This is a genomic window from Terriglobia bacterium (assembly GCA_020073185.1).
Taxonomy (GTDB): domain Bacteria; phylum Acidobacteriota; class Terriglobia; order Terriglobales; family Acidobacteriaceae; genus JAIQGF01.
In genome coordinates this window covers 1-16,150 of the sequence record JAIQFT010000075.1, presented here as the reverse complement: position 1 = coordinate 16,150, position 16,150 = coordinate 1, and the positions used below count along the sequence as shown (strand labels likewise).

15 protein-coding genes and 1 tRNA gene are annotated in these 16,150 nt (G+C 61.8%); 12 read left to right on the top strand and 4 right to left on the bottom strand.

Going from position 1 to position 16,150, the window contains the following annotated elements; genetic code table 11:
* Positions 1-135 precede the first annotated feature (135 nt).
* A complete protein-coding gene (locus LAN64_18935) occupies positions 136-798 on the bottom strand; it encodes a hypothetical protein (GenBank protein ID MBZ5569910.1) in 663 nt (220 codons plus the stop codon).
* A 136-nt stretch (positions 799-934) separates the two neighbouring features.
* On the opposite strand from LAN64_18935, the gene LAN64_18930 reads away from it, so the two are divergent.
* The gene (locus LAN64_18930) at positions 935-1,393 is read left to right on the top strand and encodes an alkylmercury lyase family protein (GenBank protein ID MBZ5569909.1); all 459 of its coding nucleotides are present in this window, start codon (positions 935-937) and stop codon (positions 1,391-1,393) included.
* A gap of 6 nt (positions 1,394-1,399) precedes the next feature.
* Positions 1,400-1,630 carry an alkylmercury lyase family protein gene (locus tag LAN64_18925; protein ID MBZ5569908.1) on the top strand — a complete coding sequence of 77 codons (231 nt, stop codon included), beginning with the start codon at positions 1,400-1,402 and terminating at the stop codon, positions 1,628-1,630.
* Between the two features lie 28 nt (positions 1,631-1,658).
* Here the strand turns inward: LAN64_18925 and LAN64_18920 are convergent, their stop codons facing one another.
* The 3 genes from LAN64_18920 to smpB all read right to left on the bottom strand — a co-directional run bounded on the left by LAN64_18920 (position 1,659) and on the right by smpB (position 4,885).
* On the bottom strand, positions 1,659-2,549 hold the full coding sequence (locus LAN64_18920) for a methyltransferase domain-containing protein (protein MBZ5569907.1): 891 nt from the start codon (positions 2,547-2,549) through the stop codon (positions 1,659-1,661).
* Positions 2,550-2,652: 103 nt separating this feature from the next.
* Positions 2,653-4,236, bottom strand: coding sequence for a leucyl aminopeptidase (locus tag LAN64_18915; protein ID MBZ5569906.1), 1,584 nt, complete (start codon positions 4,234-4,236; stop codon positions 2,653-2,655).
* Between the two features lie 121 nt (positions 4,237-4,357).
* Positions 4,358-4,885: an SsrA-binding protein SmpB gene (gene smpB, locus LAN64_18910; GenBank protein ID MBZ5569905.1), complete on the bottom strand. Its 528-nt coding sequence runs from the start codon at positions 4,883-4,885 to the stop codon at positions 4,358-4,360.
* Between the two features lie 194 nt (positions 4,886-5,079).
* Here smpB and LAN64_18905 point away from each other — a divergent pair, with 194 nt between their 5' ends.
* The 10 genes from LAN64_18905 to LAN64_18860 all read left to right on the top strand — a co-directional run.
* Positions 5,080-7,344, top strand: a complete 2,265-nt coding sequence (locus tag LAN64_18905; GenBank protein ID MBZ5569904.1) for a type II and III secretion system protein — start codon at positions 5,080-5,082, stop codon at positions 7,342-7,344.
* A 124-nt stretch (positions 7,345-7,468) separates the two neighbouring features.
* On the top strand, positions 7,469-7,936 hold the full coding sequence (locus LAN64_18900) for a type II secretion system GspH family protein (GenBank protein MBZ5569903.1): 468 nt from the start codon (positions 7,469-7,471) through the stop codon (positions 7,934-7,936).
* A 41-nt stretch (positions 7,937-7,977) separates the two neighbouring features.
* Positions 7,978-8,376 (top strand): prepilin-type N-terminal cleavage/methylation domain-containing protein, encoded by a 399-nt coding sequence (locus LAN64_18895; GenBank protein ID MBZ5569902.1) that lies wholly within the window; start codon positions 7,978-7,980, stop codon positions 8,374-8,376.
* A gap of 188 nt (positions 8,377-8,564) precedes the next feature.
* Entirely contained in the window at positions 8,565-10,253 is a 1,689-nt protein-coding gene (hutU, locus tag LAN64_18890; GenBank protein MBZ5569901.1) for a urocanate hydratase, read from the top strand.
* A gap of 5 nt (positions 10,254-10,258) precedes the next feature.
* Positions 10,259-10,780, top strand: coding sequence for a DinB family protein (locus LAN64_18885; GenBank protein MBZ5569900.1), 522 nt, complete (start codon positions 10,259-10,261; stop codon positions 10,778-10,780).
* Complete coding sequence (gene hutI / locus LAN64_18880) at positions 10,781-12,052, top strand: imidazolonepropionase (GenBank protein ID MBZ5569899.1); 1,272 nt, start codon at positions 10,781-10,783, stop codon at positions 12,050-12,052.
* A gap of 106 nt (positions 12,053-12,158) precedes the next feature.
* Positions 12,159-14,768 (top strand): M1 family metallopeptidase, encoded by a 2,610-nt coding sequence (locus LAN64_18875; protein ID MBZ5569898.1) that lies wholly within the window; start codon positions 12,159-12,161, stop codon positions 14,766-14,768.
* A 176-nt stretch (positions 14,769-14,944) separates the two neighbouring features.
* A tRNA-Phe gene (locus LAN64_18870) sits at positions 14,945-15,020 on the top strand.
* Positions 15,021-15,134: 114 nt separating this feature from the next.
* On the top strand, positions 15,135-15,989 hold the full coding sequence (locus LAN64_18865) for a hypothetical protein (GenBank protein ID MBZ5569897.1): 855 nt from the start codon (positions 15,135-15,137) through the stop codon (positions 15,987-15,989).
* 62 nt (positions 15,990-16,051) lie between these two features.
* The coding region (locus tag LAN64_18860) for a hypothetical protein (GenBank protein ID MBZ5569896.1) at positions 16,052-16,150 on the top strand (99 nt) is incomplete at its 3' end.

The window sequence follows — 16,150 nt, the reverse complement described above, 5'->3', positions numbered from 1 at the left end:
GCCAGCTCCTGTAACGTTCCCTTTCCCTTCTCATAGGCCTGCAAAAACTTCCGTCGCAAATCGTTGGAATATGCTCCCGCCATGCCGATGAGCAGAGAATCGCCATCTGTAGTCTACACTATCTTTGAAAATGGTCTAAGCAGGAGGTCGCGTAACATGATCCCGAGCGCCGCTCTTCAACCTCCAACTAAAAGCGGGACACTCTCGAATACCCTCCGCGCCAAGAGGAGTAAGAGTCACCTCGCGGAACAGGTTAGTGGCAGTGAGATCATCGACGACGGCTTTTCGTCGGCCTTCCAGTAGCTGATCGCCAACCCATGTTCCTGTTGTCGCAAAATAGAGCCGACACGCCGGATTACCACGCTTGAATTTAGGGCTACGGTTGTACACTGCCGACATAATTTCAGCGGCAGCAGAAACTTCTTCGTTTCTCGGTAAGGTGGGCTGTTCTTTGAAAAAATCGGTTACTGCAAAACCGAAATTGCCAATCTTGGCAGCGTCAAAAGCTGGCCCGCGATCTGCTTGCACAAAGACAAACGTAACGTCAAACTCGCCCGCACTATCTAATTCTTCCAGACTCTCGACATCGGTAATCAAGATTCCGTTGATAATGACAGCGATTCCGTCAATGCCAGCCGCGGTACCCACCAGAACATCCTCCGTATCGAACGTCTCGCTATAATGTCGGCCTACCGTTATGAAAGAGACAAAATGCTCGAATCTCTTGTCCTCGGCCAGTTGGGCGATTCCACGCTCGTTTGAAAATTCAGTCAGCATTGATTCGGAAACCCGATCCATAATGGTGCGACCTCCGACTCATTTAGGGGCGATGCTGTTCTAGGGCTACTCGGGTCATAGTACACCCCCAGGGTGGGTGAGCCATTTGCAACCTCTCCTCCCCTGCACGCAATCTACATAGGTCGGGACAGACACCTTGCCTCGCGATCAACATTCCGTCGTTTCCGACTGCGCGCTGCGCCTCTGCATCTATCGGCATTTCATTGACCGCGGAGGCGCGCCCACAGTTGCCGAGATGGCGGCTGCAATGCGCGCCTCGACACGCGCCGTCCGCGCCGGACTGCGACGCCTCGCCCAAACCCACGCATTCTGTATTCAGGACAATGGCGAACTGTGGCGCGCCGCTCCCTTTTCCGCCGTGCCCACCGCCTTTCCGGTGCAGGCCGGCAAGCGCCGATGGTGGGGCAACTGTATCTGGGACGCGCTCGGCATTCCCGCCATGCTCGACCGCGACGCGACGATTGATGCCGCCTGCGGATGCTGCAATCACCGCATGTTGCTGGAGATCAGCAACGGGAAGCTGCGTGCGCCGGCGGGCACGATCCACATTGCCGTTCCCGCCTGCCGTTGGTACGACGACATCGTTTTCACCTGAAAGACCATGCTTCTGTTCCGGTCGGAACAGCATGTGGAGCGCTGGTGCGCGCAGTGGAAGCGGCCGCGCGGCGGGACCCTTACATTGTCTCAGGGATGGAGGCTTGCCCAGGAGTGGTATCGCGACCGGCTCAGCCCCGGCTGGCGTCCGAAAACTGTGCCGGAAGCGCAAGCGGCATTCGCGAGCATCGGCCTGGCCGGCGAGTTCTGGGGGCTGGCAGAGCCGAAAGCCAGGTGAGATCGCGAATCTCACATGCGAGCTTCGCCTAGGCCGGCACTTCCGCCGCCGCGGGATGGGCGCTGCTGATGCAGACCTCGGGTGCGTGCAGCAGGCAGGTGTCAGACGGTTCGTGCGCGTCGCGGCGCACCGACTTCATTTTCATCAGCGCTCCGGTGACGAACGCCTTCTTGAGCGGCGCCTCCATTTCCGGATCGCGCGCGTTGACGCAGGAATAGATCGCCAGCGTGGTGACGGTTTCCGCCGAGAGACCGCCGGACTGGCGCACTATCCTGATCATCACACCCATTCCCAGCGTCGGCGTAGTGGCCATGGTTAGCGGCACGACGATACGCCCACCGGGACGCAAGCGGTCCAGCCATAGGGGCAGCGGATGTGTTACCCCGGCGTTGATCAGCATGGCGTCGCACTCACCCGGGTCGAAGGCCGCGCCGTCGCCGGCATGCACCGTGACATGGTCGTAGGAGGAGAGGTTCTCCCGGGCGCGCGCCGCAAGTTCGGCTTGCATTTCGCTGCCCAGCACGCGTCCGCCCGCTCCCACGACCTCCGCCATGATGGCGGTGTAGTAGCCGACGCCGCAGCCGAGGTGATAGGCACGATCGCCGGGCTTGAGTTCCAGGGCGTCAATCCAGCGCCCCAGCGCGCTTGGCTGTCCGTTATTGATGTCCAACTGCTTGTCGAGCGCGACCACCACGTTGTGATAGACGTGGCGCGGATCGTCAATCGGCGTGTAGGACATCTGCATCGCGCCCATGGCCGACATTCCCCGCAGGTCGGCGGTGGCGATTTCCCAGGGGCCCGGACCAAGAAACTTTTCGCGCGGCACGCGGGCAAATGCTTCCGCCAAGCCGGGCGTGGCCAGATTCGCGGCAAAGCGGACTTCGTCGGCATAAAAGCGGCGACACTCTTCGAGGGTCATGCGCGCGAGTATCCCACGCAGGCAAGCGGGGAGCAAACCTGCGAGCATGTGGCATTGCGAATGGTCATCACAGTTCCGCGCTTTCGGCTGCGTCGGTCGCGGGCTAGGATATCGAAGCGCCGCTGGTCGCGCTCGAGGGCGGGCCGCTGCGGGCGATGTCGCGCACGAACTCGACCAGCGAGCGCATCGCGATTCCCGACGGACCCTTAGCGATCCAAGCCTTATTCTCTTCTTCCCAGGCCGTCCCGGCAATGTCGAGGTGCATCCACGGCGTGTCTTCCACGAATTCCTTGAGGAACATGGCGGCGGTGATGGCGCCGCCCCAGCGCCCGCCGGTGTTCTTGATGTCGGCGATGCTGCTGCGGATGAACTCCAAGTATTCGGTGTCCAGCGGGAGTCGCCACATTTTTTCGCCGGCGCGCTGCACCGCGCCGCGGAAGCGCTCCCACATGGCATCGTCGTTGGTGAAGACGCCGGCGTTGATGTAGCCGAGCGCCACAACGCAGGCACCGGTGAGAGTGGCGGCGTCGATGAGGTGGGTGGCGCCGAGCTGGCGGGCGTAGTAGAGGCCGTCGGCGAGCACCAGGCGGCCTTCGGCGTCGGTGTTGATGATCTCGATGGACTTGCCGGACATGGCGATCTGCACGTCGCCCGGCTTCTGCGCTTTGCCGGAGGGCATGTTTTCGGTAGCGCAGACTACCGCGATGACGCGCACTTTGGGCTTGAGCAGGGCGATGGCGCGAATGGCGCCGAGCATGGTGGCGCCGCCGGCCATGTCGTACTTCATCTTTTCCATGCCGTCGGCCGGCTTGATGGAGATGCCTCCGGTGTCGAAGGTAATGCCCTTGCCGACCAGCCCGATGACCGGCGTGGGCGGCGCGTCGTGCGGTTCATATCGTATTACGATCAATACCGGCGGCTCGTCCGAGCCCTGGGCGACACTCCAGAAGGCGCCCATCCTCAATTCTTTGATTTTGTCCGCCCCGTGGGTTTCGATCCTGAGCTCGGGGACACTGAGCGATTCGACCATGCGGCGCGCGCTGTCGGCCATCATGGTGGGCGTCATGCGGTTGCTGGGCTCGTTGACCAGTTCGCGGGTGAAGTTCTGCGACTCGCCGATGATGCGCCCCTGCTCGACGGCGGCGCGCAGGGCGGCGTCCTCCTGGCCGGTTGCGACGATCGTGGCCTCGTCAATGCGCTGGTCTTTGCGGTCGCTGCGGTACTTGTCGGGATCGAAATTGCCGACGTGCGCGCCTTCGACGACGGACTTCACGGCGTCGACCTGATCCCACCCTTCGCCTTCGCTTCGCTCGGCGGAAGGGTGGGCCCCCCGCAGCTCCGGCAGAACGAAGGCGAAGCTGCGGATCGACTTCGGCTTGAGAAAACGCACGGCGGCGCCGGCCAGCTTGCGCAGTTCGTAGGCGGAGAAAGTTTTCGCTTTGCCGCCGCCGACCAGCAGCAGGCGCTTGGCTCTCATGCCCTGCGGGCGGTGGAGCAGGACGGTTTCAAAGATTTTGCCGGTGACCTCACCGCTGGAGATCAGCTCGGCGGCAGCGTCCTGCAGCGCATTATCATTCGAAGTGACGCGCGCATCGGGCTTGTCCTTCTCGCCGTGGTCGAGCACGGGGAGGACGAGGCACTCGGTTTCGAGCTGCGCGGGAGCAGAGAAAGAGAGCTTGGTATTCATGCTTTTGCTTTCCTTGGAAAACTCGCCACGGAGACGCTGAGTCACGGAGAATGCATTGCCGGGAAAGTCTCCGTGGCTCCGTGCATCCGTGGTAAAGAAAAAGGTCAGTGTTCATCCGCGGCTACGCTTTTCGCGAGCGCACGATCGCTTCGCGCGCTTCGCGGTCGGCAGTGCGGCGGCGCTCGGTTTCGCGCTTGTCCCAGAGTTGTTTGCCCTTGGCGAGCGCCAATTCCACCTTGACGCGGCCGTTTTTGAAATACATGCGCGTGGGGATCAGGGTCATGCCCTTTTGCTGGGTTTTCCCGATCAGCTTGCGCAACTCCGAGGCATGGACCAGCAATTTACGGGTGCGCAAGGGCTCGTGATTGAAGATGTTACCGTGTTCGTAATGGCCGATGTGAGCATTCAACAACCAAAGCTCGCCGTCCTTCACCAGGCCATAGGAGTCCTTCAGGTTGGCCCGTCCGCCGCGGATGGACTTGACCTCGGTCCCGGTGAGCACGATGCCGGCCTCGAACTTATCCGTAAGGAAGTAGTTATGGGGGGCGGCGCGGTTGACGGTGGCGTCGCGCTGGCCGGCGGCAACGGGTTCGCGGCGCGGATTTTTTTCCGGATTGGGTCGGGTCTGATGTGCCGCCTGCCGCGCCATAGCGAGTGGTGACCTCCGCTACGAAACTTTTATGCTAGCACGGCGTTTGCACCGGAGGGCCAGCCGGATCAACCACAGTGCGATAGAGGGCGGATGTTATAATTCGCAATCTCATGTATCTGCTTCAGCGACAGTGCCTTGTGCAGACATGGAAGGGCGGCGCAGGAGCCCGGCGCATACTTATTGCGCTGCTCATGGTGCTGGTTTTCGCGCTTCCTGCCGCCGCCGATAAAGCCAAAAGCCTGTACAACAAGGGCCATGACGCTGAGGCGCGGCAAAACTGGGAGCAGGCCTACGAGTTCTACAAACAAGCGTACGACCTGAAGCCCAAAGACTTGCGGTATCGCGCCTCGTATGAGCGCTCGAAGTTTGAGGCGGCGGCGGCGCATGTGCACCGCGGCCAGCAACTGCGTGACAACGGCGACCTGCCCGCGGCGCTGGCGGAGTTCATGCGAGCGGCCCAGATTGACCCGTCGCTGGACATTGTCCAGCAAGAAATCCGGCGCACGCGGCAGATGATCGAAAAACAGCAGGCGCAGCCACCGCAGGCCGCCGCGCCGTCGCGCGTCACCGGCCTGGGGCGAATTGCTCTCGAGGCTCAGGGCCCGGCCGAGCTCAAGCCGATCTCCAATGTCCCGATCACCATGCGCATGACCGAGGACACCAAGAACGTGTACACGGCGATCGGAAAGCTGGCCGGAATCAACGTGCTGTTCGATCCCGACTACGTGTCGCGACGCATCTCAATTGACCTGAACAACGTCTCGCTGAACCAGGCGCTGGAAATCGTGGCGCTGCAGTCCAAGACGTTCTGGCGCGCGGTGACGCCGAACACGATCTTCGTGGCGGTCGATACCAAGGCCAAGCGGACCGAGATCGAGCAAAACGTCGTCAAGACGTTTTACCTGTCGAACCTGGCGCAGACCACGGAAATGCAGGACGTGGTCAACACGCTGCGCACGGTGGTGGAAATTACGCGCGTGATTTCGCTGCCCTCGCAGAATGCGATCGTGATCCGCGGAACCCCCGACCAGGTGGCGCTGGCGGAAAAACTCGTCAATGACCTGGACAAGGCGCGGCCCGAGGTGTTGGTGGACATCGCGGTGATGCAGGTGAGCCGCGACAAGCTGAAAAACCTGGGTATCTCGCCGCCGACCACGGGCACGGTCCAACTCCAGGGCAATTTGACGCCGACCACCAGCGGGACGGGTACAACGACCACGCCCACCACCGGCACCACGGGCCAGGTGACGTTGAACAAGCTGGCCAACCTGACGTCGAACGATTTTCTAGTGACGATTCCGGGGGCGACGGTCAATTTTCTGATGACCGACAGCGATACGAAGATCATTCAGAATCCGCAAATTCGGGCGCTGGACGGGCAGAAGGCTACGCTGAAGATCGGCGACCGCGTACCGGTGGCGACGGGATCGTTCCAGCCGGGCATCGGCGGCGTTGGCATCAACCCGCTGGTCAACACGCAGTTCCAGTACATCGACGTGGGTGTGAATATCGACGTGCAGCCGACGGTGCATGCGTCGCGCGAAGTCACGCTCAAGATCACGATGGAAGTTTCGTCGGTGAGCTCGCACGTGAACATCGGCGGCATTGACCAGCCGGTGATCGGGCAGCGGCGAGTCGAGCACACAATCCGGCTGAAGGAGGGCGAGGTCAGCCTGATGGGCGGCATGATGGAAGAAGATGTGCTAAAGAGCTCCAGCGGCTACCCCTGGCTGTCGCAGGTGCCCATCTTGAAATACTTTTTCTCCGCGCAGAACGATGAGCGGCGGACCAATGAGATCGTGTTCGTGCTGGTGCCGCACATCGTCCGCGCGCAGGACGTCAACGATGAAAACCTGAAGCCGATTGATGTGGGCACGGCGAATGCCATCGAACTGCGGCGCGGGCCGTCGCCGTCTCCGGCGCCAACTGCGGGAGGGACTGGCGGAGCAGCAGCGGCTTCGCGGCCGGCGCCAAGCGCTCCGACGCCGTCGCAAACTGTGCCCGCGACCCAGGCTGCGCCGCCGCCGGCCCCGGGCACGACGGGCGCGGCCATCCTGAGCTTCGATCCGCCGCAGGTGTCACAGCCGGTGGGCTCCACGTTTGCGGTGAATGTCACGGTCAACGGCGCCAACAATGTCTATTCCGTGCCGGTGCAGGTCAGCTACGATCCGAAATCTCTGCAGTTGCTCAACGTTTCCAATGGAACATTCTTATCCCGCGACGGGCAGCCGGTGGTGATTGTGCATCGCGAGGATGCCCCCGGGCTGGAGCAGATCTCGGCGACGCGGCCGCCGGGATCCGGGGGTGTTTCCGGACAGGGGACCGTGTTCACGCTGACCTTCATGGCGAAGGCGCCGGGACAGTCATCGTTGATCATTACTCGGGCAGCGGCGCGCGATCCCGCCATGCAACCGGTGCAGGTATCCTTAGGGCAGGCAATGGTAACGGTGAAGTAGCCCAAGGCTTCAGCCTGAAGACGCCACCGGAAGCTATTATTCTCGCAGTCAGGTGTGCTCGGTTAGAATAGGGAAAGCAATTTTTCCCGGTGAGTTGTGCCTTTTGCACATTTCTGAGAATAACGTGAAACAGCGAGCGCGGCGGTGGTGTCGGCAAAGCGGGCTGACGCTGGTTGAGTTGATTGTCGCCATCACCATCCTGGCGATCCTGACGGGGGCGGCGATCCCGATTGCGCGGGTGCGAATCCGGCGCGAAAAGGAACGCGATCTGCGGCGGGCGCTGTGGGAGATGCGCGACGCGATAGATCGCTATAAGGATGCGGCCGACCGCGGCGCGTTCCAGGTGAAGCTGGGAACCGAAGGGTATCCGCCGGACCTGGATACGCTGGTCAAAGGAGTGGATGTCGGCGGCAAGAAAGTGCGTTTTCTGCGCAGGATTCCCATCGATCCCATGACCGGCAAGGACGATTGGGGCAAGCGTTGCATGAAGGACGATCCGGATTCGCAGTCCTGGTGCGGCGACAACGTCTTTGACGTGTTCAGCCAGTCTACCGGGACGGGACTGGATTCGACGAAGTACTCGGATTGGTAGGCATAGCGCGATCAGGCGATCTGAGGGACTGGTAAGAAATATTGGTGCTACGCAAGAAATCGCGGGGATTCACCATCATCGAGATGATGGTGGTGATCAGCATCATTCTGATCCTGGTGTCGATCGCCGTGCCGGTATACACCCGGTCCATCCTAGCGGCCAGGGAAGCGGTGCTTCGGCAGGACCTGTTTGCCATGCGCTCCGCGATTGATTCGTACACCATGGACAAGGCAAAAGCGCCGCAGGCTCTCCAAGACCTGGTGCAGGAAGGCTACCTGCGCGAGATCCCGAAAGATCCTTTCACCAATTCGCGCGAAACCTGGCAGATCGCGCAGGAAGACGTGCTGATCAGCGTTGACCAGAGCCAGCCCGGCATTACGGATGTGCACAGCGGGTCGAACCTGATGGCCTCGGACGGGACGGCGTATTCCACCTGGTGATGCGCTGGTTTTCGAGTTCAAACTTCCATTTGGTGAATTAGCAATTTGTGATTTAGTGATCGGAAGAGTGTTGCTGCGGGACACGAAATCACTAAATCGCCAATTGCTAAATGACACGTGCGTCCTTACGCCACTGGACCCATCCCAGTTGAACCCTGAAGCCACGCAGGACTACCATTCTTGCCATTATGCCGGTGGAGACGGAAATCACGCAGAGCACATATGTTCCGGTGAAGGCGCCGCGCGGTACGCAGATTACCTGCAAGGGATGGCAGCAGGAAGCCGCCATGCGCATGCTGATGAACAACCTCGATGAAGAGGTTGGCGAGCGTCCGTGCGACTTGGTGGTCTATGGCGGCACAGGGCGTGCGGCGCGCAGTTGGGAGTGTTTTCACGCCATCGTCAGGGCGCTGAAGTCGCTGGACAACGACGAGACGCTGCTGGTGCAGTCGGGCAAGCCGGTGGGGATTTTCCGGACGCACGAGTACGCGCCACGGGTGCTGATCGCGAATTCTAACCTGGTGGGGCATTGGTCGAACTGGGAAAGATTCCGCGAACTGGAACGCGCCGGGTTGATGATGTACGGCCAGATGACGGCGGGATCGTGGATTTATATCGGCTCGCAGGGCATTATCCAGGGCACGTTCGAGACGTTCTCGGCGGCGGGCGAGAAGAGTCTCGGCGGCGAGCTGGAAGGGAAGCTGATTGTCTCGGGCGGCATGGGTGGCATGGGCGGAGCGCAGCCGCTGGCGGCCACCATGACGGGCGCGGCGTTTCTCGGCGTCGAGGTCGATCCGGAGCGGATCAAGAAGCGGCTGAAGACCGGGTATTGCGATTTCATGGTCACGTCGCTGGATGAGGCGCTGCGCATCCTGAAGAACGCGGTGCGCAAGAAGGAGAATGTGTCGGTCGGCCTGGTGGGAAATTGCGCTGACGTCATTCCTGAGTTGGCGGCGCGCGGCGTGGTGCCCGACATCCTGACCGACCAGACGAGCGCGCACGATCCGCTGAATGGATACATCCCGCAAGGGCTGACCGTGGAGCAGGCGGCGGAGTTGCGCGCGCGCGATCCCGAGAGCTACCAGGAGCGAAGTCTCGATTCGATCGCGCGGCACGTCCAGGGAATGCTGGCGCTGCAGAAGATGGGCGCGGTGACGTTTGACTACGGCAACAACATTCGCACCATGGCGTTCGAGCGCGGGGTGAAGAACGCGTACGACTTTCCGGGGTTCGTGCCGGCGTACATCCGCCCGCTGTTCTGCGAAGGTCGGGGGCCGTTCCGCTGGGTGGCGCTGAGCGGAGAAGCCAGCGACATTCACGTGACCGACGACCTGGTACTGGAACTTTTTCCCGACAACCGGATCTTGTCGCGCTGGATCAACCTGGCGCGGAAGCGCATCAAGTTTCAGGGGCTGCCGGCGCGGATCTGCTGGCTGGGATACGGCGAGCGGGCGCAGTTCGGGCTGGCGATGAACGAACTGGTGAAGAAAGGCAAGATCAAGGCGCCGATCGTGATCGGGCGCGATCACCTGGACACCGGGTCGGTGGCCTCGCCGTTCCGCGAGACCGAGGGGATGAAGGACGGCACGGATGCGGTCGCCGATTGGCCGCTGCTGAATGCGATGCTGAACACGGCGAGCGGCGCGAGTTGGGTCTCGATTCACAACGGCGGCGGCGTGGGCATCGGCTATTCGCAGCACGCGGGCCAGGTGACGGTCGCCGATGGAACCGATGCGATGGCGAAGCGGATCGAGCGCGTGCTGACCAACGATCCGGGGATCGGCGTGGCGCGGCACGTGGATGCCGGATACCAAGAGGCGATTGATTTCGCAAAGCGCAAGGACGTCAGAATTCCCATGCGCGGAGAAGGGAAGTAGGGCTTATGACGGCACAGGTTGGTACGGCAACGGGAGCGGCGGCGCTCACCTACGCCGAGCTTCTGAACCACGATGAGCAGGAAACCGGGCAGTGGCACGAGTGGTTTCGCGCGCATCCGGAGGCGCTGGACGCGAAGATGGAGCTGGCAATGATGCACGACGTTCGCGGCGTGCTGTTCCACATCTTCGCGGTCGAATTGCGCTATGCGGAGCGGCTGCGGGAAGGCGCGGAAACTCCTTACGACGTTTTGCCGAAGGGATCGGTGGACGAGATCTTCGGCATCGGGGCGGAGGCGCGGAAGAAGTTTCGCGAGTTCATGGCGCGCGCGACGGAAGCGGATTGGAACAAGGTGATCAGTTTCAAGACGCTGTCCATCGGAGAGTTCTCGGCGAGCAAACGCAAGTGCTTCGTGCACGCGTTCCTGCACGGGATGCGTCACTGGGCGCAACTGGCGACGGCGCTGCGGCTGCAGGGCACCAAGGCGGAGTGGCATCACGATTTCATGTTCACGAAGGCGATGGAATAGATGCCCGCGCTGCTGCTGACCAACATCGGCCAGCTCCTCACAATGCAAGGGCCGCCGGGACCGCGGCGCGGGCGCGAGCTGGGCGAAGTTGGATTGCTGGAAGACGCCGCGGTGCTCTGCCACGGCGGGAAAATTGTTTCGGTCGGCAAGCGGCGCGATGCGCAACGCGATTCCTGGCTGAAATCCCACAAGAAAAAGATTGAAGAGATTGATTGCCGCGGGGGCGTGGTGCTGCCGGGGTTCGTGGATTCGCACACTCATCCGGCATTCGCGGCGCCGCGGCTGGTGGATTTCGAAAAACGCATCGGCGGCGCGACCTATGAGCAGATCGCCGAGGCGGGCGGCGGGATTCGTTCCAGCGCGGAGGGCGTCCGGAAATCGGGCCGGGCGGCGCTGGCGGAGAAGATCCTGTCGGCGCTGAAGGAGATGGCAGCGCAGGGCACCACCACGGTGGAAGCGAAGTCAGGGTACGGGCTGAGCTTCGCGGCGGAAATGAAGTCGCTGGAAGCGATCCGCGAGGCGGCGCGGCAATGGCCGGGGACGGTGGCGCCGACGCTGCTGGGAGCGCACGTGGTCCCGCGTGAGTATCTCGACCGCCGCGAGGAATATGTGCGCGCGGTTTGCGAAGAGATGATCCCGCAGGCGGCGCGGCGACAGCTGGCGCGTTTCGTGGACGTATTTATCGAGCGCGGCGCATTCACGGAAACGGAAGCTGCCTTGATTTTCAAAGCGGCGCTGGAGAACGGGCTGGACACGCGCGCGCACGTCGGCCAGTTGTCAGCACCCGCCGAGGGGTTTCTGCCGTCGCTGGTGAATACGGTTGAACCGGCATCGCTCGACCACATGGATCATGTGTCGGACAGCGACATCAAGGAACTGGCAAAGCGCGATACGGTGGCGACGCTGGTGCCGGGCGCGAATTATTTCCTCGGCGTGGACGGCTACCCGCCGGCGCGAAAGCTGATTGATGCGGGCGTGCCGGTGGCGGTGGCGACGGATTACAACCCCGGCAGTTCGCCGACGAGCAACATGCAATTCGTGCTCTCGCTGGCGTGCACGCAGATGAAGATGACACCAGCCGAGGCGATCGCGGCGGCGACCATCAACGGCGCGCACGCGCTCCGCCTGGCGGACCGCAAGGGAAGCGTGGAGGCCGGTAAAGATGCGGACCTGGCGGTGTTCGGAGTCCGGGATTATCGCGAGATCGCGTACTGGTTCGGGTCGAACTTGTGTGGGATGACGGTGATGCAGGGCCACATCGGGGAACTTTAACCGGGGTACATCGTATCAACAATCATGCGCAGCTAACGCCCGCGCAGCGGGGCCGTCTATTCCTGTTTACAGCACTCTTTTGAGGTGGATCTTTCCCGGAGGCGAAATGAAGCGGTTGCTGAGTGTGGTTGCAGTGTTGCTGTTTATCGTGGGCGTGGGAAACGCACAAAGACTGCCCGGCGACGTGGTTCCGAGCCATTACCAGATCACGCTGGCGCCGGACCTGAAGGGCGCGACGTTCGAGGGCGAGGAGACGATCGAGGTCCGAGTGCTGAAGCCGACGTCGAACATCGTGCTGAATGCGGCCGAGATCAAGTTCGGAGACGTGACTGTCACCTCGGGCTCGGCGACGCAGACGGCGAAGGTGACCGCCGATGAAAAGTCGGAGATGGCGACACTGGCGCTGAGCAACGCGGTGCCGGCCGGTGCGGCGACGATTCGTATCAAGTTCGCCGGCACGCTGAACGATCAGCTCAGAGGCTTTTACCTGAGCAAGACCAAGCGGCGCAATTACGCCGTCACGCAGTTTGAAGCCACGGATGCGCGGCGGGCGTTTCCGTGCTTTGACGAGCCGGCGATGAAGGCGACTTTCGATCTCAGCGTCGTGGTGGACAAGGGCGACACGGCGATTTCCAACAGCAAAATTGTTGCCGATACGCCGGGTCCGGGCGAGGGCAAGCACACGCTGAAATTCGCCACCACTCCGAAGATGTCCACCTACCTGGTGGCGCTGGAAGTGGGCGACTTCCAGTGCCTGGAAGGCGGCGCCGACGGGGTCCCGATTCGCGTCTGCGCCACGCCGGACAAGAAGGAGTTGGGCAAGTTCGCGCTCGAATCGGCGGAGCACATCCTGAAGTTCTACGACCAGTACTACGGGATCAAGTATCCGTTCCAAAAGCTCGATCTGGTGGCGCTGCCCGACTTCGGCGCGGGCGCGATGGAAAACACCGGCGACATTACGTATCGCGAGGAGGCGCTGCTGCTGGATGAGCGGAGCGCCAGCGTGAATGACCGCAAAGGCGTTGCCGCGGTAACCGCGCACGAGATCGCGCACATGTGGTTCGGCGACCTGGTGACCATGCAATGGTGGGACGACATCTGGCTCAACGAAGGCTTTGCGACGTGGATGACGAACAAGCCGCTGGCGGCGTGGAAGCCGGAATGGAATATCTGGCCGGCACAGGGGCCGCTAGCGGTGGACGCGCTGAAATCCACGCGCCCGATTCACGTGAGCGGCAGCGAGTCCAATACGCCGGCGCAGATCGGGACGCTGTTCGACGGCATCGCGTACGGAAAAACCGCGGCGGTGCTGCGCATGCTGGAAAGCTGGCTGGGCGAGGAACCGTTTCGCAGAGGCGTGAATTCCTATCTTGAGAAGCATGCTTACGGTAACACCAGCGCCGCCGATTTTTGGAATGCGATGGCGAAGGCTTCCGGCAAGCCGGTGGACAAGGTGATGCCGACGTGGGTGGAGCAGGCGGGCGCGCCCATGGTGAGCGTGCAGGCGCAATGCACCGGGAACCAGACTACGGTCGAACTCTCGCAGGCGCGGTTCTTCAACGATCCGGAACTGCTGAAAGCCGGGAGTCCCGAGTTGTGGCAGATTCCGGTATGCATCAAGACGGCGGGCGCGCAGGCGCCGCGCTGCGAGTTGATGACCCAGAAGCAGCAGGCGTTCAAAGTGAATGGGTGCTCGCCTTGGGCATTCGTGAATGCCGGCGGCCGCGGATATTACTGGTCGGCGTACAGCCCGGCATTGACGGCAAAGCTGGCCGACGTTGCCGAGCAGGCATTGACGCCGCAGGAGCGAGTGTCGTTGCTCAATGACGAGTGGGCGCTGGCACGCGCCGGGCAGCATCCGATCGCACAATACCTGAGTCTTGCGCAGGGCATGCGCAACGACCACACGCGACAAGTGGTGCAACAGATCGCGGAGCGCGTGGCGTTCATGTCTGACAACCTGGTGGAGTCCGCCGACCAAAACGCTTTCCGCGCGTGGGTCCGCAATCAGTTCCGGCCGATGCTCAATGAGATTGGCTGGAAGGCGAATCTGGGCGACAGCGACGACGTCAAGAGCATGCGCGCCACCATCGTCCGCGCGCTCGGCGACAACGGCCGCGACCCGGAGGTCCTGCGCCAAATATCAGAGACGGCGCAGCAGTATATGAAGAACCCGGCTTCGGTGGATCCCAACCTGGGGGGACTGGCGGTGGAATTGGCCGCACTGAACGGCGACGCGAAGCTCTATGAGGAGTACGCGCAACGCATGTCGCAGGCCAAGACGCCGCAGGAGTTGTACACGTATATGGAAGCGCTCGCGCGTTTTCCGCAACCGGAGCTGGCGCAACGGACGCTGGACATGATGATGTCGCCGGAGACCAAGGCGCAGGACATGTTCCGCGGATTCTTCGGACTGTTCGAAAATCCGGAGACACGCGATCTGGCGTGGACCTACTACAAAACGCACTGGCCGGAGATTCAGAAAAAGGTTGGCGCCTCGCTGGGGTTCGGATTCGGCGGTCTGGCAGGCGTGTTCTGCAGCGAGCAAGCCAAGCAGGACGTGCAGCAATGGTTCGCGCAACATCCCGATCCGGGCGGGCCACGGGCGCTGCGGCAGGGACTGGAACGGCTGGACACGTGCGTGCGCATCCGCAACACACAGGGTCCGAACCTCGCATCGTGGCTGAAGGGGCACGCCGGCGCGGCGGCGCAATAAATCTGGATTCGTATGCGAACCGCAGATGGCGCGCGGCAGCGTCGTGGCGCCGTTTGCGGTTCTTGTTGTTGGGTCGGATTTGAGGGATTCGGGCACGATTGTTACAATGAGAGTTCCGGACGCTAACCTGTCGCGGCCTGAGCGCCGCCTCTCCTGTGAACTCCGGATACGAGCGTGGCCAGGTAGCTCAGATGGTAGAGCGCAGCCCTGAAAAGGCTGGCGTCGGCGGTTCGATTCCGTCCCTGGCCACCACATTTCAACGACTTATCCCACTCCACTCCGCTCGAAGGTCCGTTTCAATCGGACCTGTATCGGACCTCAAACCGGACCTCAACAAAAATTCGCGGAAGCTGGAGTTTGCCTACGATGAACCTCATCGACTATTTCGAACAGCACCGCCCGAAAACGTACATCACGGAGTGGCACAGCCGGCAAGTCTGCCGCGCGTTGCAGCAGGCCTACGAATCTAGACAGAACCTCATCATCGAGTCGATGCCTCGGAGTGGCAAGTCGGAGCAGGTCAACGTGTTTGCGCCTGCATGGTGGCTGGAGTCGCATCCCGATGCGACGTTCGGCTTGGTCTGCTCGGAGGACGGGCTGGCCGGCAAATTCGTCTCCGGCACACGTCGGTTGTTGGCCGACAAATACGAGATGGAGATAGACCGCACGAACGAGTTCAAGATTCGCGGCACGCGGTCACTGGATCTGAGCTACACAGGGCGCGGCATTCACTCCAATTTGTCGGGCCGTGGCTTCGATGCCGTAGTTTTCGATGACGTTTTGAAGAGCGGCTCGGACGCCCAGAGTGAAAACATCCGTGAGCGACTGTGGACTGATGTTTGCTCGGCCGCAATCAACCGCCTCTCGCCCTCCGGCATCGAAGACACGTTGTATTACCGCTGTGAGTGCAAAGGCTTCTTTCCGCGGATGAAACATGCCGTGATTTCGACCTTCACATCACGCCGCGGCGACGATGGCCATCGTGTCTTTTCTGTCCCTGCTCTGGTCGCTCCGTATGCCGGCACCATGACTGCCGTTTATGGGTGGTATCCCGACCGCTACGGCGCCAAGGATGGTTTTCGAATGGGCAACTACAGCGTGCTGGGGTATGTGGGCGGAAACATCGCCCTTGAATTCCTCTATGGCGGACCACACTCTTTGCTTTCCCGCATGCACTTAAGCAATCGGCACGGAGCGCCAGATTCTCGTTCGCAGCCCTGATCGGCCTCCAGTAGGTGCGAGTGGCGCGGCAGTTGCAGTACGAGCCGGGAACGCTGCTGGTGATGGATCGCGGCTACAACGACTATACCTGGTTTGCCGACCTGAGCCGGCAGGGGGTGTACTTCGTCACCCGTCTGAAGGACAACGCCGACTACATCGTC